Source organism: Methylobacterium sp. AC832 (assembly GCF_979256025.1).
In genome coordinates this window covers 109,144-132,103 of sequence record NZ_CEEDMV010000008.1, presented here as the reverse complement: position 1 = coordinate 132,103, position 22,960 = coordinate 109,144, and the positions used below count along the sequence as shown (strand labels likewise).

The window sequence follows — 22,960 nt, the reverse complement described above, 5'->3', positions numbered from 1 at the left end:
CGCCGAGCGGTCACCGCCGGAAGAAGCGGGTGGCGAAATCGGCGTCGCGGCAGCGACACTATGGGGGAACGAGACCATGCTGAACGAAATCCTGGCCGCCTCCGCACGGAGTGACGAGACCGGCACGCGCGCCGCCGCGGCGGAAGCGCCGGCCCGGCCGGGCTGGAGCGCTCCCGCGAAACCGGCATCCGGCGACCCCGTGGCGGATCTGCGCGAAGCCATCCTCGCCAAGCTCGCCTATGCCATCGGCAAGACCCCCGAGACCGCTCGCGAGAGGGACTGGTTCGCCGCCACCGCCCTGGCCCTGCGCGACCGGATCGTCGATGCCTGCATGGACGGCAGGTCCACGAGCATTCCCAACAAGCGGGTCTATTACCTCTCCCTCGAATTCCTCATCGGCCGGCTCCTATCCGACGCCATGAACAATCTCGGCCTCGTCGACACGACCCGCCGGGCCTTACGCGACCTCGGCATCGATCTCGGCGACGTCGAGGCGGCCGAACCGGACGCGGCGCTCGGCAATGGCGGTCTCGGCCGTCTCGCCGCCTGTTTCATGGAGAGCATGGCGAGCCTGTCGATCCCCGCCATCGGCTACGGCATCCGCTACGATCACGGCCTGTTCAAGCAATCCCTTGAGGATGGCTGGCAGAAGGAAGCGCCGGAAACCTGGCTCGCCGAGGGCAATCCCTGGGAGTTCGTCCGGCCCGAGGCGACCTACACGATCGGGTTCGGCGGCCATGTCACCATGTCGGCGATCTCGGACGGCGTGATCCGCCGGCACTGGCACCCGGCGGAGACCGTTCTGGCCGTGGCCCATGACGTCCCCGTGGTTGGCTGGCGGGGCAAGCACGTCAACACGCTGCGGCTCTGGAAGGCGGAGGCGGAATCGCCCCTCGAACTCGCGCAGTTCAACGGCGGCGACCATGTGGGCGCGGTGGCCGCCCGCTCCAAGGTCGAAGCGATCTCGCGGGTGCTCTATCCCAGCGATTCCTCCGAGACCGGCCAAGAACTCCGCCTGCGCCAGGAATACTTCTTCACCTCGGCCTCGCTGCAGGACCTCGTTTCCCGGCACGTGGCCGAGCGCGGTGACCTGCGCTCGCTGCCCGACCATGCCGCGATCCAGCTCAACGACACCCATCCGGCCATCGCCGTGCCGGAGCTGATGCGCATCCTCCTCGAGGATCATGGCGTGACCTGGGAGGATGCCTGGCACATCACCACCAACACGCTGAGCTACACCAACCACACCCTCCTGCCGGAGGCGCTGGAGACCTGGCCGGTGGAGCTGATGGAGCGGCTGCTGCCGCGCCACATGCAGATCATCTACCTGATCAACTGGATGCATCTCGAAGAGCAGGGACGCCACGGCAGGGCCGATGCGGCACAGCTCGCCTCGGTCTCGCTCATCGACGAGGCCAACGGCAAGCGCGTGCGGATGGGCCATCTCGCCTTCCTGGGCGCCCGCCGGGTGAACGGCGTCTCGGCGCTCCACACCGACCTGATGCGCTCCACGGTGTTCAAGGACCTCCACGCCCTCGACACCGACAAGATCGTCAACAAGACCAACGGGATCACCTTCCGGCGCTGGTTCCACAACTGCAATCCGGAGCTGACGAAGCTCGCCGTGGAGGTGGTGGGCGAGCGCGTCCTCGACGATCCCGAGGCGCTGCTGGGGCTGGCCGATCACGCCGCCGATCCCGCCTTCCAGGCCCGCTACGCCGCCATGCGCACATCCCGCAAGGAGGCCCTCGCCAAGGTGGTGGCCGAGAATACCGGCATCGTCATCGATCCGTCGGCCCTGTTCGACACGCAGATCAAGCGGATCCACGAATACAAGCGCCAGCTTCTCAACGTCATCGAGACCGTGGCGCTCTACCAGGCGATCAAGGCCGAGCCGCACAAGGACTGGACGCCCCGCGTCAAGATCTTCGGCGGGAAGGCGGCGCCGAGCTACGTCCAGGCCAAGCTCATCATCAAGCTCGCCTGCGATGTCGCCAAGCTCGTCAACGGCGACCCGGATATCGCCGGCCGGCTCAAGGTGGTGTTCCTGCCGAATTACCGCGTCAGCCTCGCCGAGGCGATCATCCCCGGCTCCGACTTGTCTGAGCAGATCTCCACCGCCGGCATGGAGGCCTCGGGCACCGGCAACATGAAACTGGCGCTGAACGGCGCGCTCACCGTGGGCACGCTCGACGGCGCCAATATCGAGATCCGCGACCATGTGGGGGCGGACAACATCTTCATCTTCGGCCTCGACGCGGCCGGGGTTCAGAAGCGGGCGGCCGAGCCGGATTACGCCGCCCGGGCCATCGCGGCCTCACCGCGCCTCGCCGCTGCCCTCGATTTCATCGAGGCGGGTGGGTTCTCGCCGGAGGAGCGCGGCCGCTTCCAGCCGATCGTGGACGACCTGCGCCACAACGACCGCTACCTGCTCACGGTCGATTTCGACGATTACTGGCGCGTCCAGCGCGAGATCGACGCCGCCTGGATCGACAAGGCCAGCTGGTGGAAGAAGGCCATCCTCAACACCGCCCGGATGGCCTGGTTCTCCTCCGACCGCTCCATGCGCGAATATGCCGACGACATCTGGCGGGTGAAGGTGGGGTGAGCCGGAAGGCTCGCCCGTCCTTCGCTTGCGGGTAAGTGTCTCCCACAAAACTCCCGCTGCGCCGTCGTGGCTTGAGCGAGAACCGACGGTGACCGGGAGTTCTGTGAGGCACTTTAAGACCTCGGATGCGGTCTTCATCCGTCAGGCTTGCGACGCGTAGCGTCGTCGGCGGCGCCCGCCCTGCCGCGTGGAATCGCGGCACCTCGGCGTCACGGGCCGGGGTTCATCCAGGCGCGCGTCTCGTCGAGGATCTCCTCTGAGAGCGCGGGATCCTCGACCGCTCGCGCCAGGACCAGCGCGCCGATCATGGCCGCGTAGGTGCCGATGGCCTCGCGGCGTCGATCCGTGTCGACGCTGTCGGGCAGTGCTCGAACCAGTTGGTCGATCTGCGCGCGGATGCCCGTCGTCATGGCTGCACGCGTCGCCGGTGGGCGATGGCGCACATCCGCCGCCAAGGCCGCCATCGGGCACCCGTTCGCCGCGTCGTCCCGATGTGCGGGTGACAGATAAGTCGCGACGAAGGCCGACAGGTCGCTCCCCTTGCCCGATGCCTCGCTCGTCATATGGGCGATGGCATGCGCCATGAGATCCTCCTTCGATGAGAAGTGACCGTAGAAGCCGCCATGCGTGAGGCCCGCGGCCTTCATCACCTCGGCGACTCCAACTGAATCATAGCCCTTCTCGCGGTACAGGCGGCTCGCCGCGTCCAGAATACGGCGGCGGTTCTCCCGCATCTGCTCCTGCGTGACACGCATCTCGAAAAAATCCCGATGGACCCCGTTGACACTATTATGATCGCGATCATATTCAGTTTCAATCATGATAGCGATCATGATAATTGGTCCCGCGGGAAGAGGTATGTCCCATGGCAAGCAAGAGCTCGGTTCTCGTCACGGGAGCCTCGACCGGAATCGGCGCGACCTATGCAGACCGCTTCGCCAGGCGCGGGCACGACCTCGTGCTGGTCGCCCGCGACAAAGCGCGGATGGACGACCTCGCCGGCCGCCTACGCGGTGACTACGGCATAGCCGTCGACGTCCTGCCGGCCGACCTCACCGCTTCGGATCAGGTTCGGGCGGTCGAGACGCGGCTGCGCGACGACGACCGCATCGGCATTCTCGTGAACAATGCCGGCGCCAATGTCGGCGGCAGCTTCGTCGAGCAGGCCACCGACGATGTCGAACGGCTCGTCACCCTCAACACGACGTCGCTGGTCCGGCTCGCCAGCGCGGTCGCGCCCCGCTTCGCCAAGGCCGGTGAAGGCGCCATCGTCAATATCGGTTCGGTGGTCGGCCTGGTCCCGGAATTCGGCATGACGGTCTACGGGGCGACAAAGGCCTTCGTCCTCTTCCTGTCCCAGGGCCTGAGCCACGAATTGTCGCCCAAGGGCGTCTATGTTCAGGCCGTTCTGCCCGCCGCCACCCGAACCGAGATCTGGAGCCGTTCAGGGGTCGATCCGGCATTGCTGCCGCCGATGATGGAGGTCGATGACCTCGTCGACGCCGCTCTCGCGGGGTTCGACAGGCGGGAGCCCGTGACGATCCCGCCGTTACATGACGTCGGGCAATGGGACGCCTTCCAGGCGGCGCGGCAGGCGATGATCCCGGGCTTTGCCCAGATTCTCCCCGCACCGCGCTACGCCCCCGCCGCATGAACCGTTCAGGCCCCAAATTCCCCGTTCGGAGGGCGTAGTCCCGTGAAGGCGTTCATCCTCGATCGATACAAGAAGAAGCAGCCGCTTCGCCTGGGCGATACGCCGGAGCCCACGATCGGGCCCGGCGACGTCCTGGTCGAAATCGCGGCGGCCGGGCTCAACGTCCTGGACGCCAAGATCCGCAACGGCGAGTTCAAGCTGCTCCTGCCATACAAGCCGCCCTTCGTCCTGGGGCACGATCTCGCCGGGACCGTCATCCGGGTCGGGGCGGGGGGCCGACGCTTCAAAGCGGGTGACAAAGTCTATGCGCGGCCGCGCGATGGCCGCATCGGCACCCTCGCCGAGCGTATCGCCGTCGCCGAAGCCGATGTCGCGCTCAAGCCCGGCAACCTGTCGATGGCCGAGGCGGCTTCGATCCCTCTCGTCGGCCTGACCGCTTGGCAGGCCCTGGTCGAGGTGGCCAAGGTCGAGCCGGGCGACAAGGTGCTCATTCATGCCGGTTCCGGCGGCGTCGGCACCTTCGCCATCCAGCTCGCCAAGCATCTCGGCGCCACGGTCGCGACCACGGCGAGCGCGGGGAATGCCGACCTCGTCAGGAGCCTCGGCGCCGATATCGTCATCGACTACAAGCGCCAGGACTTCGAGACGGTCCTGTCCGGCTACGATGTCGTCTTGAACAGCCTCGACGGCGATACGCTTCGAAAGTCGCTGGACGTGCTCAAGCCCGGTGGAAAACTGATCTCGATCTCCGGCCCGCCGGACCCGGCCTTCGCGAAGGTCCAGGGGCTGAACTGGCTCTTCGTGCAGGTCATGCGCCTGCTGAGCCTCGGAATCCGGCGCAAGGCAAAGGCACGCGGCGTCAATTACGCGTTCCTATTCATGCGGGCGAACGGGGCGCAGCTGGCGGAGATCGCGGCGCTGATCGAAGCCGGGACCATCCGCCCGGTCATCGACCGGGTGGTCTCCTTCGCCGAGACGGATGCGGCCCTGACGGAGCTCGAAGCAGGCCGGTCCAAGGGCAAGGTCGTGGTCGAGATCCGATGACGGTGCCATCGGATGGGGTCAGGCCCCTCGGCCTCCCGATCAGATCCGGCACGCGCCTTCCAAGGCCGTGTTCTCGGCCTCGGTAAAGATCCGCGAGCGGATGAGGAAGCGCTTGTCGCGGCCGTTCTCCAGCGAGAACATGCCGCCGCGGCCGGGCACCACGTCGAGGATGAGGTGGGTGTGCTTCCAGACCTGGAATTGCGGGCGGCTGATCCAGAAATCGGCGCCGGCCACCTGGCCGAGATGGACGTCGCTGTCGCCGGTGAGAAAATCTCCCACCGGGTAGCACATGGGCGACGAGCCATCGCAGCATCCGCCCGATTGGTGGAACATCACCGGGCCGTGCTCGGCGCGCAATTCCTCGATCAACGCGATGGCGGCCGGTGTCGCGGTGACCCGCAGGGGCGTTCCGTCGGCGCCGACCTGATCGGCGGTGGTCGCTTCGGTCGTGCTCATGGAACGCTCCCTCCCGTCATGTGACCTCGGCCGGGGAATGTCCCGAGCCGAGGTGTTCGTTCACGCCGCCTTCTTGGCCGCGGCCTCGCCGTAGAAAGTGCCGCCGGCCTCCGCCATGCGCAGGAGATTCTCCGGCACCGCGAAACGCGACCCGTGCTTTGCCTCCAGGCCCTGGGCCAGGGCCACGAACGCTTTCGCACCCATGAAGTCGATGTAGGACAGGGCGCCGCCGGTGAAAGGGGCGAAGCCGAAGCCGAGGATGGAGCCCACATCCGCCTCGCGCGGGTCGGTGATCACGCCTTCACCCACGGTGCGGGCAGCCTCCAGGGCCTGGACCACCAGGAGCCGCTGCTTCAGCTCGGTGAAATCGACGTCGTCGGGATCGATTCGCGTGGTCTGGAGCTCCGACAGGCCGGGCCAGAGCTTCTTCGAGGCGCCTTCCGGATAGTCGTAGAAGCCCTTCCGGTTCTTGCGCCCGTGCCGGCCTTCCCCCTCCACCAGGGTGGTGAGGAGCGCCTTCTGGGCCGGGTCGATCGCCTCGGCGCCGAGCTGCGCTTCGGTGGCCTTGACGATCTTCAGGGCGAGATCGACGGCGACCTCGTCGGTGAGGGAGAGGGGTCCCACCGGCATGCCCGCTTGCCGGCCGGCATTCTCGATCATGGCGGCGGGGATGCCCTCGATGAGCATCTTGTGGCCCTCGTACAGATAGGCGCCGACGCAGCGATTGGCGAAGAAGCCCCGGCTGTCGTTGACGACGATGGGCGTCTTCTTGATCGCGCGGACATAGTCGAGGGCGGTGGCGAGCGCGGCGTCGCCGGTCTGCTCGCCCTTGATGATCTCGACGAGCATCATCTTCTCCACCGGCGAGAAGAAGTGGATGCCGACGAAATTGCCCGCGCGCCGGGACGCCTTGGCGAGGCCCGAGATCGGCAGGGTCGAGGTGTTGGAGGCGAAGATCACGTCCTCGCCGATCACCGCCTCCACCTTGGCGATGACCTCGGCCTTCACCTTCGGGTCTTCGAACACCGCCTCGATCACGAGATCACAGGATGACAGGTCGGCGTAATCGGCGCTGGTGGTGATGCGCGCCAGCAAGGCCTCGCGGTCGGCGGTCTTGGCCCGTCCCTTGTTGATCTGGTCGGTGACGAGCTTGTGGGCGTAGGCCTTGCCCTTCTCGGCCGCCTCGGTGGACTGGTCGAGGAGGATCACCTCCATCCCCGCATTGGCGGTGACGTAGGCGACCCCGGCCCCCATGAAGCCGGCGCCAACGACGCCCACCCGCTTCACGCTGGTCTTGGCGATCTCCTTCGGCCGGCGCGCGCCCTTGTTCAGCTCGCCCATGGAGATGAACAGCGTGCGGATCATCGCCGCCGCCTCCTTGGAGCGCAGGATCTTGGCGAAGTACCGGCTCTCGACCCGCAGGGCGAGATCCATCGGCAGCTGCAGGCCCTCGTAGACCGAGGCGAGGATGGCCTTGGCGGCCGGATAATTGTCGTGGGTCTCGCGGCGGTAGATCGCATTGGCCGGGGGCCAGATCATCATGCCGGCGGGCGAATAGACCTTGCCCGAGGGGGCCTTGAACTTCGGCTGGTCCCAGGGAGCCACGGCCGAGCCGCCGGCCTTGATCCAGGCCTTGGCCTTCTCGACGATCTCGTCTTTCGGCGCGACCTCGTGGACGAGGCCCATGTTCTTGGCCATGAGCGGACGGATCTGCTCGCCCTTGAACAGCATCTGCAGGGCGTCGCCGGTCTGCATCAGGCGGGGGACGCGCTGGGTCCCGCCTGCGCCGGGGAACAGCCCGACCTTGATCTCGGGCAGGCCGACGCGGGTCTTCGGGTCGTCGGACAGCACCCGGTGGTGACAGGAGAGCGAGAGTTCGAAGGCGCCGCCGAGGCAGATGCCATTCACCGCCGCCGCGAAGGGCTTGCCGCAGGTCTCGAGCTTGCGGAAGACCAGGGTGAGCTTGCGCGATTCCTCGAAGAAGTGGCGCATGGCCTCCTCCTCGCCCTTCTCGGCTTTCAGCTTCTCGTAAGCCTGGCCGAGGCCCTGGAGCATGGTCAGGTCGGCGCCGCCGGAAAAGTTGTCCTTGCCGGAGGTGATGACGCAGCCCTTCACATCGGGATCGGCCACCACGGCGTCGATGACCTGATGCAGGTCGCTCATCACCTCTTCGGTGAAGACGTTCATCGAACGGCCCGGCATGTCCCAGGTCGCGAGGGCGATCCCGTCGGCATCGACGTCGTAGCGGAAATTCGTGAGATTCATTTCTGACCCTCGAAGGTTCGGCGAAGGAATCGTATCCATTAAGGCGATCTAAAACCTTCCGATGGATAGTTTTCCGAGAAAGTTCAAAGTCTTAACATGGGATAGAGTTGATGGCGTCGAGGAAGGCCTGCCAAGGATGTCGTGATGGCGTCGATCTCGATCTTGATTTTACCATGGCTTTTCAACCGATCGTCGATACCAGGGTCGACCGGATCTGGGGCTACGAAGCGCTCATCCGGGGCCCGGAGGGCCAGTCCGCCGGATCGATCCTCGGGCAGGTGACCGAAGCGACCATGTACCGGTTCGATCAGGCCGCGCGGGTGCGTGCCATCGAACTCGCCGGACGCCTGTTCCAGGCCGACGACGACACCAGGTTGTCGATCAACTTCATGCCGAACGCCGTCTACGAGCCCGCGGCCTGCATCCGCTCGTCCCTGGAGGCGGCGCGCCAATTCGGCTTCGCTCATGAGCGGATCATGTTCGAGTTCACCGAGAACGAGAAATTCCGCGACATCGCGCATCTCCAGCGCATCGTCGACGAGTATCGCCGGCAGGGCTTCCTGACGGCCCTCGACGATTTCGGCGCCGGCTTCGCCGGGCTCAGCCTGCTGGCCAACTTTCAGCCAGACCTGATCAAGATCGACATGGACCTGCTGCGCGGCATCGACCGTGACCGGGCGCGGCAGGTTATCACGGCGGGCATCCTCTCGATCGCGCGGCAACTCGGCATCGAGGTCATCGCCGAGGGAATCGAGACGCAGGCGGAATTCGCGACCATGCGCGAACTCGGCGCGAATCTGTTCCAAGGCTATTATTTCGCCCGTCCCCAACTCGAAGCCCTCCCGAGCGTTTCCGGCTTCGAGGCGCGGGAGCCGCGCCTCGACCTCGCGTCCTAAGGCGGGGCGAAGCCCCTCCCAGTCTTCGCGCTTTACTTCGCGCCGGTCTCTACTTGGCGCCGGTCTCTACTTGGCGCCGGGCATGGGCGGCATCGGAGCGGCCGGCTTGTCGCCGGCCGAGGCGATCGCCAGCATGTTCAGGATCTTGGTGACCGCACCCTGCGAGATGACGGTGACGGTCGAGGCCGGGTCCGAATTGATCGCCTGGAACTTCTGGTAGATCTTGTCGTCGTAGATGCCGCTGAGGTGCTTGAGCTCATCGATGTTGAACTTCTCGGCATAGGCCTTCGAGAGACCGTCGATCATGACTTCGCGCTGCTTCTCGAACTCGGCGCGGACTTCCTTGCGCACGGCCTCGGCCTTGTCTTCCGCCATCGGCTGCACGGTCTTCTCGAGAGCTCCGGTGAAGCCGGTTTCGAGGTTCTTGATCAGCGTCTTCTGAACCAGATCCTTGGCGATCGTGACCCGGTCGGACATGTCGTCCGCGCGGGCGGCGAGCGGCGCCATCAATGCCGTGGTCAGCATCATGGTGGCGAGAATGCGTGTCATCTTGGCGTGTCTCCCGATGTTGTCTTTGCGCCGCCGGTTCCGGCGGCGGGAGCGCGCCGTCTAACAGCGTTTCGAAGGGTTTGGGAGGCGGGACCGGCGAAAGCCCGCCCCGGCCCGGTTCTACACCCGCTCGATGATCGTGGCGGTGCCCATTCCGGCGCCGATGCAGAGGGTCACGAGGGCGCGCTCCTTGCCCGTGCGCTCCAGCTCGTCGAGGACCGTGCCGAGGATCATGGCGCCGGTGGCGCCCAGCGGATGGCCCATGGCGATGGCGCCTCCATTGACGTTCACCTCGGACGGATTGAGCCCGAAGGCCTGGCAGAAGCGCAGGACCACGGCGGCGAACGCCTCGTTGACCTCGAACAGGTCGATATCGGCGATGGTCATGCCGGCGCGGGCCAGCACCTTCTTCGTCACGTCCACCGGTCCGGTGAGCATGAGGGCCGGGTCCGAGCCGATATTGGCGAAGGCGCGGATACGGGCGCGCGGCTTGAGGCCGGCCCGCTCGCCGGCTTCCTTCGAGCCCACCAGCACGGCGGCGGCGCCATCGACGATCCCCGAGGAATTGCCGGCGTGATGCACGTGGTTGACCACCTCCACGTCGGGATGCGCATCGACCGCCACGGCGTCGAAACCGCCCATCTGGCCCATCTGGACGAAGGAGGCCTTCAGCCCGGCCAAGGACTGCATGTCGGTGGAGGGACGCATGTGCTCGTCGGTGTGGAGCAGGGTGATGCCGTTGACGTCGCGCACCGGGACGACGGAATTCCTGAACAGCCCGTCGGCCCAGGATTTCGCCGAGCGCTTTTGCGATTCGACCGCGTAGGCGTCGCATTCGTCGCGGCTGAACCCGTATTTCGTGGCGATGAGATCGGCCGACACGCCCTGCGGCATGAACCAGGATTTGATGGCGATGGCCGGGTCCACCGGCCAGGCCCCGCCGGAGGCGCCGAGGCCGACGCGGCTCATGGATTCGACGCCGCCGCCGACCGTCATGTCGTGCTGGCCGGCCATGATTTGGGCCGCGGCGAAGTTCACCGCGTCGAGCCCGGAGGCGCAGAAGCGGTTGATCTGCACACCGGGGACATGGGTGCCGTAATCCGCCACCAGGGCCGCCGCCCGGGCGATGTCGCCACCGGCCTCGCCGACGGGATCGACGCAGCCGAGGATGACGTCGTCCACCTGCCGCGTGTCGAGTTCGTTGCGCTCCTTAAGGGCGCGCAGGGCCGTCTCGGCGAGGCGCAGGGCCGTCACCTCGTGCAGCGCGCCATCCGGCTTGCCGCGGCCGCGCGGCGTGCGGACGTGATCGTAGATGAAGGCCTCGGGCATATGCGTTTCCCTGTTGTCCGCTCCTGCGGAGCGACGGCTTTCAAAGTCTGCTCTCGGTCTCGCCGTCATTCCGGGGCCGCGAAGCGGAGCCCGGAATCCAGATCCGCGAACACATCCAAGGTTTGTCGCGTTGGCGGTTCTGGATTCCGGGCTCGCTCTGCGAGCGTCCCGGAATGACGTGGTGAACTGAAAGTCTGTCGTCCGCTCTAAAACGCCTCGGCGCTCAACGCCATGGTCGTGTCGGCCCCGGCCTTGATCCGCACTAGCCGCAGGGCGGTCTCGGGCAGCGTCCTCTCCATGTAGAACCGGCCGATGACGAGCTTGTCGTCCATCTCCGGCGACGGACCCTGGGCGATGCGCGCCAGCGCCGCCTTGGCGATCCGGCCCCACATGTAGCCCATGGCGACGAGGCCGAGGAGGTGCATGTAGTCGGTGGCGCCGGCCCCGGCATTGTCGGGCTTGGAGAAGGCGTTCTGCATGAACCACATGGTGGCGCCCTGGAGGTCGTTCAGGCCGGCCTGGAGCGGGCCGGTGAACGGCTTCATCTCGGCCTCCTCGTCATGGTCCTTGATGAAGGTCTGGACCTCGGCGAGGAAGCTCATCATCGCCCGGCCGCCATCCTTGGGCAGCTTGCGGCCGATGAGGTCCATGGCCTGGATGCCGTTGGCGCCCTCGTAGATCATGGCGATGCGGGCATCGCGCACGAATTGCGACATACCCCATTCCTCGATGTAGCCGTGGCCGCCGAAGAGCTGCTGGGCCGCCACCGCGTTGTCGAAGCCCTTGTCCGTGAGCACGCCTTTCACCACCGGGGTCATCAGGCCCATATGGTCCTCGGCCTTCTGGCGCTCGGCCGCATCGTCGGAGCGATGGCCGATATCGGCCTGAAGCGCGGTCCACAGCACCAGCGCGCGGGCAGCCTCGTTGAAGGCGCGGATGCCCATCAGGGTCCGGCGTACGTCGGGATGGACGATGATCGGGTCGGCCACCTTGTCCGGCGCCTTGGCGCCGGTGAGGGCGCGGCCCTGGAGCCGGTCCTTCGCGTAAGCCACCGCGTTCTGGTAGGCGACCTCCGACTGGGCGAGACCCTGGACGCCCACCGCGAGGCGCGCTTCGTTCATCATCACGAACATCGCATTGAGACCGCGGTTCTCCTGGCCGACGAGCCAGCCCTTCGCGCCGTCATAGTTCATGACGCAGGTGGAATTGCCGTGGATGCCCATCTTGTGTTCGAGGGAGCCGCAGGAGACGCCGTTCCGCTCACCCACCGATCCATCCTCGTTGACGAGGAATTTCGGCACCACGAACAGGGAGATGCCCTTGGTGCCGGCCGGCGCGCCCTCGATCCGGGCGATGACGAGGTGGACGATGTTCTCGGACAGGTCGTGCTCGCCGGCCGAGATGAAGATCTTGGTGCCCGTGAGGCTGTAGGACCCGTCGCCGTTCGGCACCGCCTTGGTCTTGAGGAGCCCGAGATCCGTGCCGCAATGGGGCTCGGTGAGGTTCATCGTACCGGTCCAGGCGCCTTCCACCATCTTGGGCAGATAAGTCGCCTTCTGCTCCTCCGAGCCGTGGACGAGGAGGGCCGCCATCGCGCCCTGCGTCAGGCCCGGATACATGGCCAATGCCAGATTGGCCGAAGAGGTGAATTCCGAGATCGCGGTGTTGATCGTGTGCGGCAGGCCCTGGCCGCCATATTCCTCCGGCACGGAGATGCCCATCCAGCCGCCCTCGGCATAGGCGTCGTAGCCGGCCTTGAACCCGTCCGGCGTGGAGACGCTGCCATCCGCCTGGCGGGTACAGCCCTGCCTGTCGCCCACGGCATTGAGGGGGGTGAGCACGCCCTCGGCCAGCTTGGCGCCCTCGACCAGAACCGCCTGGATCAGGTCGGGCGACGCATCCGCGAAACCGCGCAGGTTGTTGCGTCCATGGAAGGCGAAGACGTCGTTGAGGAGAAACTGCACGTTCTCGACCGGTGCACGATAACTCGGCATCTCGTCCGTCCTCCACCCGCTTGATCGCATGCCCGATTCGGCCTCTCAGCCCCGGCACGCTTGATAGTTCATATATAAACTATCGCCGTGCGGAGGGAAAGGGGCACCGTCCGCGAGACGTCGACGATAACATAAGGCCAGTTTGGCACAGGCCTTAACCGCCTGTTTACCAAGAGTGCGAAATGTCAGCGGCAATCGATCCGTTTCGCTGCCGCTGCGACACCTCTGCGTTGCACACTGACAAACCGGATTGGGTCACGGACCTCGCTGCCCCGGGTTTGACGATGAAACGCAACGCGACGCTCAACCTGGAAGAGTTCGACCCGGAAATCCTCGATGCCGCCCGCGATGTGGCGCGTCGCGCAGGGGTGCCGGTCGAGACCTGGATCGCGTCGATCGTCACGCCGGACCAGAAGCCCAAGGCACGCCGCCGCCGCTTGACCTCGTCGATGCAGCATCAGACCCGCCCGCTCGTCGACGTTTCGAGCAGCGCGCCGTCACCCGCCGAGGCCAATCCCGCATCCGCCGAGGCCGATCCCGCACCCGTCGACGCCGCGGAGGCCGTCGTCACCGACGCCGCTGACGTCGTGTCGGCTCCCGTCGTCTCGGCTCCTGCACCGGACCCGATCGCGCCCTTCACGACCTCCATCGCCGAGATGATGCGCCGTCTCGACCAGATCGATCATAAGATCGCCCAGGATCACCAGATCTCGCAGGAGACGGCGACCCGGACGATCGAGGAGATCGAGGCCCGGATCAGCACGGTGCTGGATGCCGGTCTGTCCCCGGCGGCACAGATGGCCGAGCGTCTGGCGCAGATCGAGCGCCGCATGGTCGAACTCGGCGAGCAGCTTGCCTCGCCGCGCCCCATCGGCCGCCGCGGCCGCCCCGTCGAGGTCGAGCTGCGCGACGCCGTGGCGGAAATCCGCCAGCGCCAGCGCGAACTCGATTCCGACGCGGCCACCGCCGAGCAGAAGCCCGCCGCCGCGGCGACACGGGCGCCGTCGCCGGCGCTCTCGGAATTGCAGGCCGAGACGAGCCGTCTTCGCGAATCGATCACCGGCCTCGCCACGGGCCGCGACGTCGGTGCCCTCGAACAGGCGATGCACTCCCTCGTCACCGGGGTCCAGCGCGCGCAGGAGCCCTCCGACCTCGCCGCCATCGCGGCCCCCATCGAACTGATCCGCGTTCAGGTCGCCCGTCTCGCCGACGATGTGGCGGAGAACGTCCATGCCCGCGTCGCCAGCGACGTCGAGCGCCTCGCGGCGAAGGTGGACGGGGCGCTCAGCAGCAGCGCACCGGGCTTCGCCGACCGTGACGAACTCGGTAACCTGTTCCGCGAACTGGACGAAATCCGCCGCCTGATCGGTTCGCTCGCCGGGCCGGAGCGGATCCAGAGCCTCGCCCAGGGGCTCCAGGCGATCAGCGCCCAGATCACAGAATTGCAGGGCGGCGTCGGCGGTGACGGAGCCAACATGGCCGAGCTGCGGCCGTTGCTCGAAGAGATCCGCCTCGGCCTCCGGACCTCGCCTTCGGGTGGGATCGAGGAACAAATCCAGGCGATGGGCGCCAAGCTCGACGCGCTGCGCGAAGGCGGCTCCGTCGGCGGCGGCAGCCATTCGGACGAGATCATCGTGCGGATCGACGCCCTCGCCGACAAGGTCGAGCGGGTCAGCGTCAATCCGGTCGGCGACCTGATCGGCCGCCTCGAGGATCTCGGCGAGACCCTGCGCCGGCCGGTGATTCCCGGCGGCGACCTCGCCTCGATCCACGGCATGTTGCACGACCTCGCCGACAAGCTCGACCGGGTGGGAGGCCCCGCCGGACCCCGCGCCGAAGGTCTCGACGTGCTGGAGAAGCAGGTTCTGGCGCTGGCCAGCCGCATCGACACGCGCGACGCGGACCCCGCGATCGCCGGCCTGGAACGGACGATGTCCGACCTGCTCGGCCAGGTCTCGGCTTTGCGCGAAGAGGTTCCGATCGAGGCCGCCGTAGAGCGCGCCGCACGCAACGCCGTCGCCGAGAGCATCGGAACCACCGGTGAGACGGGCGAACTCGGAATGCTCCGGGCCAGCCTGGCAGATCTGCGCGCCCAGCAGACGGCTTCCGAGCAGCGGATGCAGGCGACGCTCGACGGCGTCCATTCCACCCTGGACAGGCTTGTCGGCCAGCTGGGCGTCCTGGCCGAGGCCGGCCCGCTCGCCGCCAGCCGCTCCACCTCGTCTCACGACCTCGCCGAACGGCTCGGAATCGCCACCGGCCGCGTGGACGAGCGGGCCCCGATGCAGGCGGGCGCCATGATCCGGCGGGCCGAGCCCTTGCGGGTGAGCCCGACGGCGCAATCCTTCGAGCTCGGTCGCGTCACGGACGAGCCGCTGGAGCCCGGCGCCCGCCGTCCCAGCCCCGACCGGTCCGCGGAGAGCGGTTCGGACGCGATCAAGCCGACCGAGAGCGACATCAAGACGAGCTTCATCGCCGCCGCGCGGCGTGCGGCGCAGGCCGCGCAGAACGAGGCCGCGATCGCGGCCCGCTCGCCCGAGATGCAGCGCCGCGGTGCCTCCGACGACGCCCTGGAAGCCTCCACCCCCGGGCGCGTTGCGCGTCTTCGCGCCGAATTCGACAAGCGTCGCAAGCCGCTCCTCCTCGGCCTCGCCGCCATCGTCCTCGCGCTCGGTGCATTGCAGGCCATCAACTCACGGCGCACCGCGACGGATGTGTCGGCGGCTCAAATCGCCGAAGCGCAGGCCGCCCCAGGCCAGCCCTCGGACAGCGCGGCCAAAACCGATTCGGCCAATGCCGACACGGCCAAGGCTGACGCATCGAAGGCTGACGCATCGAAGGCTGACCCATCTCCCACCGACACGGCCAGGGTCGCCGCGGATACGCCTGCGCGGCCGGACCCGGAAACCACCCAGTCGATCTCCGAGCCGGCCTCGTCCAAGGCCGTCCCGACCCTGACCGAATCCTCGAGCCAGCCGGCCCAGCGTCCGGTGCCGAAGGTCGCTGCCCTCGGTAATCTGGCGGGCGATCTCGGGGCGGTGCCGACGGGGCTCGCGCAGCTTCGCAAGGCCGCCCTCGAAGGCGATGGAGCCTCCGTCTACGATCTCGCCGCCCGCGCCCTCGAAGGCCGGGGCATGCCCCGCGACTTCGCGGTGGCGGCAAAGCTGTTCGAGGCTCTGGCCGAAGTCGGCTACGCCCCGGCGCAGTACAAGCTCGGCGGCCTCTACGAGAAGGGCTCGGGCGTGGTGCGCGACCTCGCCCAGGCCAAGCTCTGGTACGCCCGCGCGGCGGAACAGGGCCATGCCCGCTCGATGCATAACCTTGCCGTGGTCTACGCCGAGAATCCGTCGGCGAACGGCAAGCCGGATTACACCACGGCTTCGCAATGGTTCCGGCGCGGCGCCGAGTACGGCATGCGCGACAGCCAGTACAACCTCGCCGTCCTCTACGCGCGGGGCCTTGGCTTGCAGCAGGATCTCGTCCAATCCTACCTCTGGTTCTCTGCCGCTGCGGCCCAGGGCGACGACGATGCGGGCCGGAAGCGCGACGATGTCGCCGCCAAGCTGGCGCCGAAGGATCTCGTGGTGGCGCAGAAGCTCAGCGCCGCCTTCAAACAGAAGGCATCGGTGGCGGCCGTCAACGAGCCTCCCGCGCCCACCGGCGCCGGCGTGGATGGGTCGATGAGCCTGATCGGTGCACCGCCCCCCGCCACACCGGCTCCGTCCACGCCGCGCCGCACCACGGGTGCGTGACACACCGGTCGCACGCGGACATGGACTGCGCGTGATAGCGACGCGCGTAGCGTCGACGCGGGCGGAGCGAAGTCGAATCAACGTTCTTGTTCAGAGCGTTACCTGAACCCGGACGCGACTCGATCCGTCGGCGGCTCTGGATCGGCGGGGCGTTTCGCACGGCGAGAACCGTGTATAGTCACGGCAGATGAGATCCTGGCCGCGGATCGCGGACGATCGCGGGATCACGGACCAATGGAGCCGGAGATTCGATGGCGCGTGTGACGCCCATACCGACATCAGCCCTCGTTCTCGGCGTCGCCGGCCTCATTCCCTTTCTGGGGTTCGCAGCTCTTTCCCTCAGCGGCAGCGATGGTGGCCTCGGCAATGTCGGGCTGGCCCCACGCACCATCCTCTCGACCTATGGCGCGGTGATCGCATCGTTCCTCGGCGGCATTCGCTGGGGCGCGGCCGCGTCGGGCGGAGCGGGCGGGCGCGACTACGTCATCGCCATCCTGCCCTCCCTCATCGCCTGGGCGGCCCTGGCCTTCCCCATGCCGTGGGACCTGCGCGTGCTCGGTCTGCTCGTCCTCGGCTGGGGCTTCGTCGATCTCGACCTCGTCCGGCGTGGCCTCGTGCCGACCTGGCTCGGACGTCTGCGGCTCGTCCTGTCGGTCGTCGCCGGCTGCGCGCTACTGATCGCGGCATGAGCTTTCAGGGCCGGTCGGGGCCGAGCCGCGAGAGGTAGCGCTCCGCCTCGTCCCAGGTGTCGGCCGTCCCAGAAAAGCCCACATAGCCGTCGGGCCGAACGAGGATCAGCCGGTCGCCTTCGGGCGGGCGTCGCGGCGTCGGTTCGAGCAGGGCGGGATACCGCTCCGCGAAGCTCGCTCCCCGTGCCGCATCCGCCGCGTAGAGAACGAAGAGCGGCACCGGGCCGGAGCCGGCGGGCAATCCGTCATCGTGCTCCGGGGCCCAGCGCTTTCCCGCCTCGGGGCCGTGAGAGAGCGGGCTGTCGGTATAGGCGATCTCCACCTCGCTCATCGTCGCCGCCATCTTGTCCTGCACGGCGTGGAAGCCGAGCATGAACCGGAGCGCGAGGTTGCGGAATCCCTGCGCCACGGGGTTCGACAGGGTCGCCATGTCGGTGAGCCGGGCGGCATTGCGCAGCACCATGTCGCCGACGGCGCTGCGCTCGGGGCTGTAACTGTCGAGCAGCGAGCGCGCGGCTTGCCCCCGCTCCACCATCGCCAGCTTCCAGGCGAGGTTGATGGCGTCGTGCATGCCGGTATTCATGCCCTGGCCACCGGCGGGGCTATGGATATGCGCCGCGTCGCCGGCCAGGATCGCGCGCCCCTGCGAGTATCGCGAGACCTTGCGCTCGTTGATGCGGAAATGCGTGAGCCAGACCGGATCGACGACACGAAAGCCGCCCGCGCGCTGGTCCACCAGGGCCTGTACGTCGCCGAGGGTCGGGTCCGGGCGCGGATGCGCCGGATCGGTCTTGCCGACCTGCGCGATCACCCGCGCGCGGCCGCCGGGGATCGGGAAGACCACGAGCGGCCCGTCCCGGTGGAGATAGGTCGCGATCTCATCGCCGGGCGGTGCGTCGTCGCCCTCCACGCGGATATCGGCGAGGAGCCAGTCGTCCCCCTGCGCCTCGCCCGCGAAGGCGAGATCGAGCCCGTGCCGCACGGTGCTGTGCGCGCCGTCGCAGCCGATGAGCCAGGATGCCGAAATGGTCTCCTCGGCACCGTCCGCGTGGCGCAGCGTCGCCTCGACATGCTCGTCACCCGTCACGAAGCTCACGAGTTCCACCTCGCGCTCCACCGCGACGCCGAACGTGGCGAGATGCTCGATCAGCAGGCGCTCGGTCTCCCGCTGCGGGATCATGAGGGCGAAGTTGTAGGTGCTGGCGACGGCGTCGAACCGGATATGGCCGAGGATGCTGCCGGCGCTGCGCAGGGCCGCTCCATGGACGCGCAGACCGGCATCGAGGAAGGCTTGCCTGCAGCCCATCCGGTCCATGAGTTCAAGGGTGCGCGGCCAGACCACGAGCGCCTTCGAGGTCTGCGTCGGCTGCGGGCTCTTGTCGATCAGGCGGATGCCGATGCCGTATCGGGCGAGTTCGGCAGCGAGGGTGAGGCCGACCGGGCCGGCCCCGACGATGAGCGCTTGAAGCATGACCGTGCCCTGGCTCCGCTGCGATTCGCATTCGACGCCATTGTATCGGAGATTCGATCACCCTCGGTAGAGACAGACCTCCCTGCCAGGAGGGTATGGGGCGACCACCATTCCGGGCCGGGGGTAGCGATGGAGTCCAAGACGACCGCGTGATGGCCTCCGATCGGTTGCGGACTGGTCTCCCTGCGCGCGGGCCTGATCGTCTCGTTCGCCCTCGGCCGCCTCCTCACTTGACCGAAACGCGACCTCATCCTTCGAGGCCTCCGCTGCGCTGCGGCGCCTCAGGATGAGGGGATTGGTTAGGATGGTCCATACTCACCGGGTCGTCGACCCATGAACCCGATCGACGATGCCCTTAAATCGGAGAGTGCCCCCATGCCGCCATCGTCGCTCGGCAGCGATGGCCGGGCAGGATTTGCCGCGCGGGACGCCCCAGCGGCGATGGGGTTTCTCTAAGTATCTGACATGAAACAGGATTTCACGCCACTACCGGCGGCGGCGTTTTTGCAATGCAGGCGTGTATCGCTGGGAAAGTCGTGCCGCCATGTCCATCGGTCTCAACGGAATATCCGCCCCGGGAGCGAGCTACCCCGTCCGCACGACACCGTCAGGATCGACGGAAGCGTCGGCGAAGGACGACTTCCTGAAATATGCCAAGATGACGCCCGCCGAGAAAATCCGCGAAGAGATCCTCAAGAAGATGGGCCTCACGGAGGAAGCGTTGGCCGGGATGCCGCAGAAGGAGCTCGAAAAGATCAACCAGGCGATCAAGGAAAAGATCGAGGAACTGGTGAAGCAAGGCCGGGAGAAAGTCGTCGGAGCCTTCGCCGACATCAAGGCCTGAAGAGACGGCACGCGGCCGGGTGGCGCTCAGTCCCGGGCCAGCATCGCCTTGCCGATGGCGAAGACCCGGCCGTCTCCTAGGAGATGCGCGGTGAAACCAGCCGGAAACAGCGGATCGAAGGCCGGGTTGCGCACGTTGAGGCCGCCCGCATAGGCACCGAAAGCCGGCATCACCAGGCGCTTCCCGTCGGTGACGAAGCAGCGGCGCCGAACCGCGCGGCCGCGCATGGCGACCTTGCCGCAGGGATGCAGATGCCCGGCGATCTCGCCCTCCGGCGCATCCGCCAGCGGCTCGTGCCGCAGGGTCAGTCCACCGAGCGCCATCGTTTCGGCATAGCGCCCGCCGACGCCCTCGGAGACGGCATGGTCGTGGTTGCCGGCGATCCAGACCCAGTCCCGGCCTTCCTGGAGGGCGGCGATCATGGCCCGGTCACCGGGCTCCATCCGCTCGGGGCCGCGCGCATCGTGGAAGGAATCGCCCAAAGCCACGACGCAGGCCGGGTCGAAGCGGGCCACCGCCTCGTGCAGGCAGGCCAGGGTCTCGCGGGTATCGTAGGGCGGCAGGAACTGGCCCGAGCGCGCGGCATAGGCCGAGCCCTTCTCCAGATGCAGGTCGGAGACGATCAGGGTCCGGTGCGCGGCGAGCCACAACCCGCCGCAGAGGTCGAGGGTGAGGGCTTCGCCGGCCAGCGTCAGGCCGGGGGTCTTGATGGTCCGTTCGAGTTTCTGGCCGAGCGCCAAGATCGCATCCTCTAATCCGGGGAAGGGGCGCGTCACCGAATCGTCACCCGAGCGCTTCTTCGAGAAGCTGCGCCTCGGCCTCCGCCAGGATCTCGTCCGCGCCTTCGCCGTAGACCTTCTCGCGCCCGATTTCGAGCATGACGGACACGGAGAGCGGCGAGACGCGGTCCAGCGCCTTGTGGGTGATTCGCCCCTGGATGCGCCTCAACATCATGCCGAGGCGGGCCACGTCGAGGAGTCCGGTTGCCGCATCCTGCCGGGCGGCGCGCAGGAGCAGGTGGTCGGGCTGGTGCTTGCGCAGCACATCGTAGACGAGGTCGGTGGACATGGTGACCTGCCGCCCGGTCTTTTTCTGGCCCGGATAGCGCCGCTCGATCAGCCCGGCGATGACGGCGCATTGGCGAAACGTGCGCTTCATCATCGAGGATTCGTCGAGCCAGGCTTCGAGATCGTCGCCGAGCATGTCCTCGGCGAACAGGGCACCGAGGAAGCCGGGCTCACGGGCGATGGCCTCGCTCACGTCGTGGGTCATCCAGATGGCGATGCCGTAATCGTTGGCGGCGAAGCCGAGGGGACGCAGGCCCGCCCGTTCCATGCGGCGGGTGAGCAGCATGCCGAGGGTCTGGTGAGCCAGCCGTCCTTCGAAGGGGAAGGCGGTGAGGTAGTGGCGCTTGGCCCGTGGGAACGTCTCCACCAGGAGGCCGTCGGGCCCCGGCAGGATCGAGCGGCTGCGCTGCTGGACGAGGTAGTCCGCTACCTGTTTCGGCAGCCGGTCCCATTCGAACGGATCGGCGATGAGGGCGCGCACGCGAGCGGCGAGGAAGGTCGAGAGCGGAAACTTCGCTCCCGCATAGGACGGGATCGCCGGGTCGGTGCCCGGCCCGGCCTTGCTCGCCAGGGCCTCGTCCTCGGACAGGCCCTCGAAGCGCAGCACTTCCCCGGCGAAGAGGAAGGTGTCGCCCGGCGTCAGGGTATCGGCGAAATCCTCCTCGATCTCGCCGAGCACGCGCCCGCCCTTGGGCAGGATGGCGCCCGGCTTGCCGCGGACGCCACGCGCGAGGCGCACCTTCACCTTGGCGGATTCGACGATGGTGCCGACATTCATGCGGTATTGCTGGGCGATCCGCGCATCGCGCACCCGCCATAGCCCGTCCGGCCCGCGCAGGATCTTGGCGAACCGCTCATAGGCCCGCAGCGCGTAGCCCCCCGTCGCCACGTAATCGACGACGGCCTCGAAATCCTCCCAGGACAACGTCGCGAAGGGCGCGGCCGAGACGATCTCCTCGTAGAGCTGCAGAGGATCGAACGCATCGGCGCAGGCCATGCCGAGGACATGCTGGGCGAGAACGTCCGGCGCGCCGAGCCGGGCATCCGGCGTGTCCTGTGCGGCTTCCTCCACCGCGTCGAGGGCGGCCTGGCATTCGAGGATCTCGAAGCGGTTGCCGGGGACGAGATAAGCCTTCGACGGCTCGTCCATGCGGTGGTTGGCGCGCCCGATCCGCTGCATGATCCGGCTCGCGCCTTTCGGTGCGCCGATATTCACCACGAGGTCGACATCCCCCCAATCGATGCCGAGATCGAGGGTCGCGGTGCAGACGATGGCCCGCAATTGCCCCGCTGCCATGGCCGCCTCCACCCGCCGCCGCTGGCTGGCATCGAGGGAGCCATGATGGAGCGCGATCGGCAGCGACGCCTCGTTGATCCGCCAGAGTTCCTGGAAGGTATACTCGGCCTGGAGCCGGGTGTTGACGAAGACCAGCACCGTCCGGTGCGCCTGGATCAGGTCGTAGATGGCCGGCATCGCCTGTGAGGCGGTGTGGCCGGCCAGCGGCAGGGTCAGGCCGGTATCGAGCAGGTGGAGGTCGGGTGCTGCCCCGCCCTTCACGACGACGAGGTCGGCCATGGCATCACCGAACCCTCCCCCCTCTGCGGGGGAGGGTGGCCCGCGAAGCGGGTCGGGAGAGGGGAGCGCCGGTTCCGGAGAGGTCGCCCCCTCTCCCGCCTGCTCCGCAGGCACCCTCCCCCGCAGAGGGGGGAGGGTCATCGAGCCCTGCGGCACCAGATACCGCCGCAGATCGTCCGGCTCGCGCACGGTGGCGGAAAGGCCGATGGCGGTGAGGTTCGGGCTGAGGCGGTGGAGCCGCGCCAACCCGAGCGACAGCAGGTCGCCCCGCTTCGAGGTGACGAGGGCGTGCAACTCGTCGAGCACCACACAGGAGAGGGTGGCGAACAGCTCGGCCGCCTCGCGATGGGCGATGAGCAAAGCGAGCTGCTCCGGCGTCGTCAGCAGGATGTCGGGCGGGCGCTCGATCTGGCGCGTGCGCTTGTGGGAGGGCGTGTCGCCGGTGCGGGTCTCGACCCGGATCGGCAGGCCCATCTCGGCGATGGGCGCTTCGAGATTCCGGGCGATGTCCACCGCAAGGGCTTTCAACGGCGAGATGTAGAGGGTGTGGAGCCCCCGCGCTTTTCGCGATGGCGCGCGCTCGGACAGGGCGACGAGGCTCGGCAGGAAGCCAGCCAGCGTCTTGCCGGCCCCTGTCGGCGCCACCAGCAGGGCCGAGCGCCCGTCGCCGACGATGCCGAGGAGCTCAAGCTGATGCGGACGGGGCGCCCAGCCGCGCGAGGCGAACCAGGCCTCGAACGGCGCGGGAAGCCGGCCCTCAGGCAAG

At 67.6% G+C, this 22,960-nt stretch carries 16 protein-coding genes; 7 read left to right on the top strand and 9 right to left on the bottom strand.

Features of this window, described 5'->3' with window-relative positions; translation table 11 throughout:
- Positions 1–76: 76 nt before the first annotated feature.
- Entirely contained in the window at positions 77–2,608 is a 2,532-nt protein-coding gene (locus tag AC0IXR_RS21590) for a glycogen/starch/alpha-glucan phosphorylase (protein ID WP_471762153.1), read from the top strand.
- Positions 2,609–2,817: 209 nt separating this feature from the next.
- Here AC0IXR_RS21590 and AC0IXR_RS21585 read toward each other — a convergent pair whose 3' ends face one another.
- Positions 2,818–3,363, bottom strand: coding sequence for a TetR/AcrR family transcriptional regulator (locus AC0IXR_RS21585; RefSeq protein ID WP_471762115.1), 546 nt, complete (start codon positions 3,361–3,363; stop codon positions 2,818–2,820).
- A gap of 110 nt (positions 3,364–3,473) precedes the next feature.
- Here AC0IXR_RS21585 and AC0IXR_RS21580 point away from each other — a divergent pair, with 110 nt between their 5' ends.
- Complete coding sequence (locus tag AC0IXR_RS21580) at positions 3,474–4,262, top strand: SDR family NAD(P)-dependent oxidoreductase (RefSeq protein WP_471762114.1); 789 nt, start codon at positions 3,474–3,476, stop codon at positions 4,260–4,262.
- A gap of 42 nt (positions 4,263–4,304) precedes the next feature.
- Complete coding sequence (locus AC0IXR_RS21575) at positions 4,305–5,306, top strand: NADP-dependent oxidoreductase (RefSeq protein ID WP_471762113.1); 1,002 nt, start codon at positions 4,305–4,307, stop codon at positions 5,304–5,306.
- A 39-nt stretch (positions 5,307–5,345) separates the two neighbouring features.
- Here the strand turns inward: AC0IXR_RS21575 and AC0IXR_RS21570 are convergent, their stop codons facing one another.
- Positions 5,346–5,762: a DUF779 domain-containing protein gene (locus AC0IXR_RS21570; RefSeq protein ID WP_207411653.1), complete on the bottom strand. Its 417-nt coding sequence runs from the start codon at positions 5,760–5,762 to the stop codon at positions 5,346–5,348.
- Positions 5,763–5,822: 60 nt separating this feature from the next.
- Positions 5,823–8,027 carry a 3-hydroxyacyl-CoA dehydrogenase NAD-binding domain-containing protein gene (locus tag AC0IXR_RS21565; RefSeq protein WP_471762112.1) on the bottom strand — a complete coding sequence of 735 codons (2,205 nt, stop codon included), beginning with the start codon at positions 8,025–8,027 and terminating at the stop codon, positions 5,823–5,825.
- A gap of 110 nt (positions 8,028–8,137) precedes the next feature.
- Here AC0IXR_RS21565 and AC0IXR_RS21560 point away from each other — a divergent pair, with 110 nt between their 5' ends.
- Positions 8,138–8,923 carry an EAL domain-containing protein gene (locus AC0IXR_RS21560; protein WP_082470028.1) on the top strand — a complete coding sequence of 262 codons (786 nt, stop codon included), beginning with the start codon at positions 8,138–8,140 and terminating at the stop codon, positions 8,921–8,923.
- 66 nt (positions 8,924–8,989) lie between these two features.
- On the opposite strand, the gene AC0IXR_RS21555 is transcribed toward AC0IXR_RS21560, so the two are convergent.
- The 3 genes from AC0IXR_RS21555 to AC0IXR_RS21545 all read right to left on the bottom strand — a co-directional run bounded on the left by AC0IXR_RS21555 (position 8,990) and on the right by AC0IXR_RS21545 (position 12,795).
- The gene (locus tag AC0IXR_RS21555; protein WP_056426222.1) at positions 8,990–9,472 is read right to left on the bottom strand and encodes a DUF2059 domain-containing protein; all 483 of its coding nucleotides are present in this window, start codon (positions 9,470–9,472) and stop codon (positions 8,990–8,992) included.
- Between the two features lie 120 nt (positions 9,473–9,592).
- A complete protein-coding gene (locus AC0IXR_RS21550) occupies positions 9,593–10,801 on the bottom strand; it encodes an acetyl-CoA C-acetyltransferase (protein ID WP_311276376.1) in 1,209 nt (402 codons plus the stop codon).
- Between the two features lie 206 nt (positions 10,802–11,007).
- Positions 11,008–12,795 (bottom strand): acyl-CoA dehydrogenase C-terminal domain-containing protein, encoded by a 1,788-nt coding sequence (locus AC0IXR_RS21545; RefSeq protein WP_311276375.1) that lies wholly within the window; start codon positions 12,793–12,795, stop codon positions 11,008–11,010.
- A 284-nt stretch (positions 12,796–13,079) separates the two neighbouring features.
- Here AC0IXR_RS21545 and AC0IXR_RS21540 point away from each other — a divergent pair, with 284 nt between their 5' ends.
- Both AC0IXR_RS21540 and AC0IXR_RS21535 read left to right on the top strand, forming a co-directional pair.
- On the top strand, positions 13,080–16,547 hold the full coding sequence (locus tag AC0IXR_RS21540) for a tetratricopeptide repeat protein (RefSeq protein WP_471762110.1): 3,468 nt from the start codon (positions 13,080–13,082) through the stop codon (positions 16,545–16,547).
- A gap of 251 nt (positions 16,548–16,798) precedes the next feature.
- Positions 16,799–17,236, top strand: coding sequence for a DUF3429 domain-containing protein (locus tag AC0IXR_RS21535; protein WP_461222483.1), 438 nt, complete (start codon positions 16,799–16,801; stop codon positions 17,234–17,236).
- A gap of 4 nt (positions 17,237–17,240) precedes the next feature.
- Here AC0IXR_RS21535 and AC0IXR_RS21530 read toward each other — a convergent pair whose 3' ends face one another.
- Positions 17,241–18,707: an FAD-dependent monooxygenase gene (locus tag AC0IXR_RS21530; protein ID WP_471762109.1), complete on the bottom strand. Its 1,467-nt coding sequence runs from the start codon at positions 18,705–18,707 to the stop codon at positions 17,241–17,243.
- A 544-nt stretch (positions 18,708–19,251) separates the two neighbouring features.
- On the opposite strand from AC0IXR_RS21530, the gene AC0IXR_RS21525 reads away from it, so the two are divergent.
- Positions 19,252–19,551 carry a hypothetical protein gene (locus AC0IXR_RS21525; RefSeq protein WP_056426204.1) on the top strand — a complete coding sequence of 100 codons (300 nt, stop codon included), beginning with the start codon at positions 19,252–19,254 and terminating at the stop codon, positions 19,549–19,551.
- 26 nt (positions 19,552–19,577) lie between these two features.
- Here AC0IXR_RS21525 and pdeM read toward each other — a convergent pair whose 3' ends face one another.
- Entirely contained in the window at positions 19,578–20,291 is a 714-nt protein-coding gene (gene pdeM, locus AC0IXR_RS21520) for a ligase-associated DNA damage response endonuclease PdeM (RefSeq protein WP_461235781.1), read from the bottom strand.
- 43 nt (positions 20,292–20,334) lie between these two features.
- Positions 20,335–22,959, bottom strand: a complete 2,625-nt coding sequence (locus tag AC0IXR_RS21515; RefSeq protein WP_471762108.1) for a ligase-associated DNA damage response DEXH box helicase — start codon at positions 22,957–22,959, stop codon at positions 20,335–20,337.
- Position 22,960: the final 1 nt, after the last annotated feature.

Excerpts from the sequence above, each read along its gene's own strand:
- AC0IXR_RS21590 (WP_471762153.1), top strand. The coding sequence starts at position 77 with ATGCTGAACGAAATCCTGGCCGCCTCCGCACGGAGTGACGAGACCGGC.
- AC0IXR_RS21585 (WP_471762115.1), bottom strand. The coding sequence starts at position 3,363 with ATGCGTGTCACGCAGGAGCAGATGCGGGAGAACCGCCGCCGTATTCTG.
- AC0IXR_RS21580 (WP_471762114.1), top strand. The coding sequence starts at position 3,474 with ATGGCAAGCAAGAGCTCGGTTCTCGTCACGGGAGCCTCGACCGGAATC.
- AC0IXR_RS21570 (WP_207411653.1), bottom strand. The coding sequence starts at position 5,762 with ATGAGCACGACCGAAGCGACCACCGCCGATCAGGTCGGCGCCGACGGA.
- AC0IXR_RS21565 (WP_471762112.1), bottom strand. The coding sequence starts at position 8,027 with ATGAATCTCACGAATTTCCGCTACGACGTCGATGCCGACGGGATCGCC.
- AC0IXR_RS21560 (WP_082470028.1), top strand. The coding sequence starts at position 8,138 with ATGGCGTCGAGGAAGGCCTGCCAAGGATGTCGTGATGGCGTCGATCTC.
- AC0IXR_RS21555 (WP_056426222.1), bottom strand. The coding sequence starts at position 9,472 with ATGACACGCATTCTCGCCACCATGATGCTGACCACGGCATTGATGGCG.
- AC0IXR_RS21550 (WP_311276376.1), bottom strand. The coding sequence starts at position 10,801 with ATGCCCGAGGCCTTCATCTACGATCACGTCCGCACGCCGCGCGGCCGC.
- AC0IXR_RS21545 (WP_311276375.1), bottom strand. The coding sequence starts at position 12,795 with ATGCCGAGTTATCGTGCACCGGTCGAGAACGTGCAGTTTCTCCTCAAC.
- AC0IXR_RS21540 (WP_471762110.1), top strand. The coding sequence starts at position 13,080 with ATGAAACGCAACGCGACGCTCAACCTGGAAGAGTTCGACCCGGAAATC.
- AC0IXR_RS21535 (WP_461222483.1), top strand. The coding sequence starts at position 16,799 with ATGGCGCGTGTGACGCCCATACCGACATCAGCCCTCGTTCTCGGCGTC.
- AC0IXR_RS21530 (WP_471762109.1), bottom strand. The coding sequence starts at position 18,707 with ATGCTTCAAGCGCTCATCGTCGGGGCCGGCCCGGTCGGCCTCACCCTC.
- AC0IXR_RS21525 (WP_056426204.1), top strand. The coding sequence starts at position 19,252 with ATGTCCATCGGTCTCAACGGAATATCCGCCCCGGGAGCGAGCTACCCC.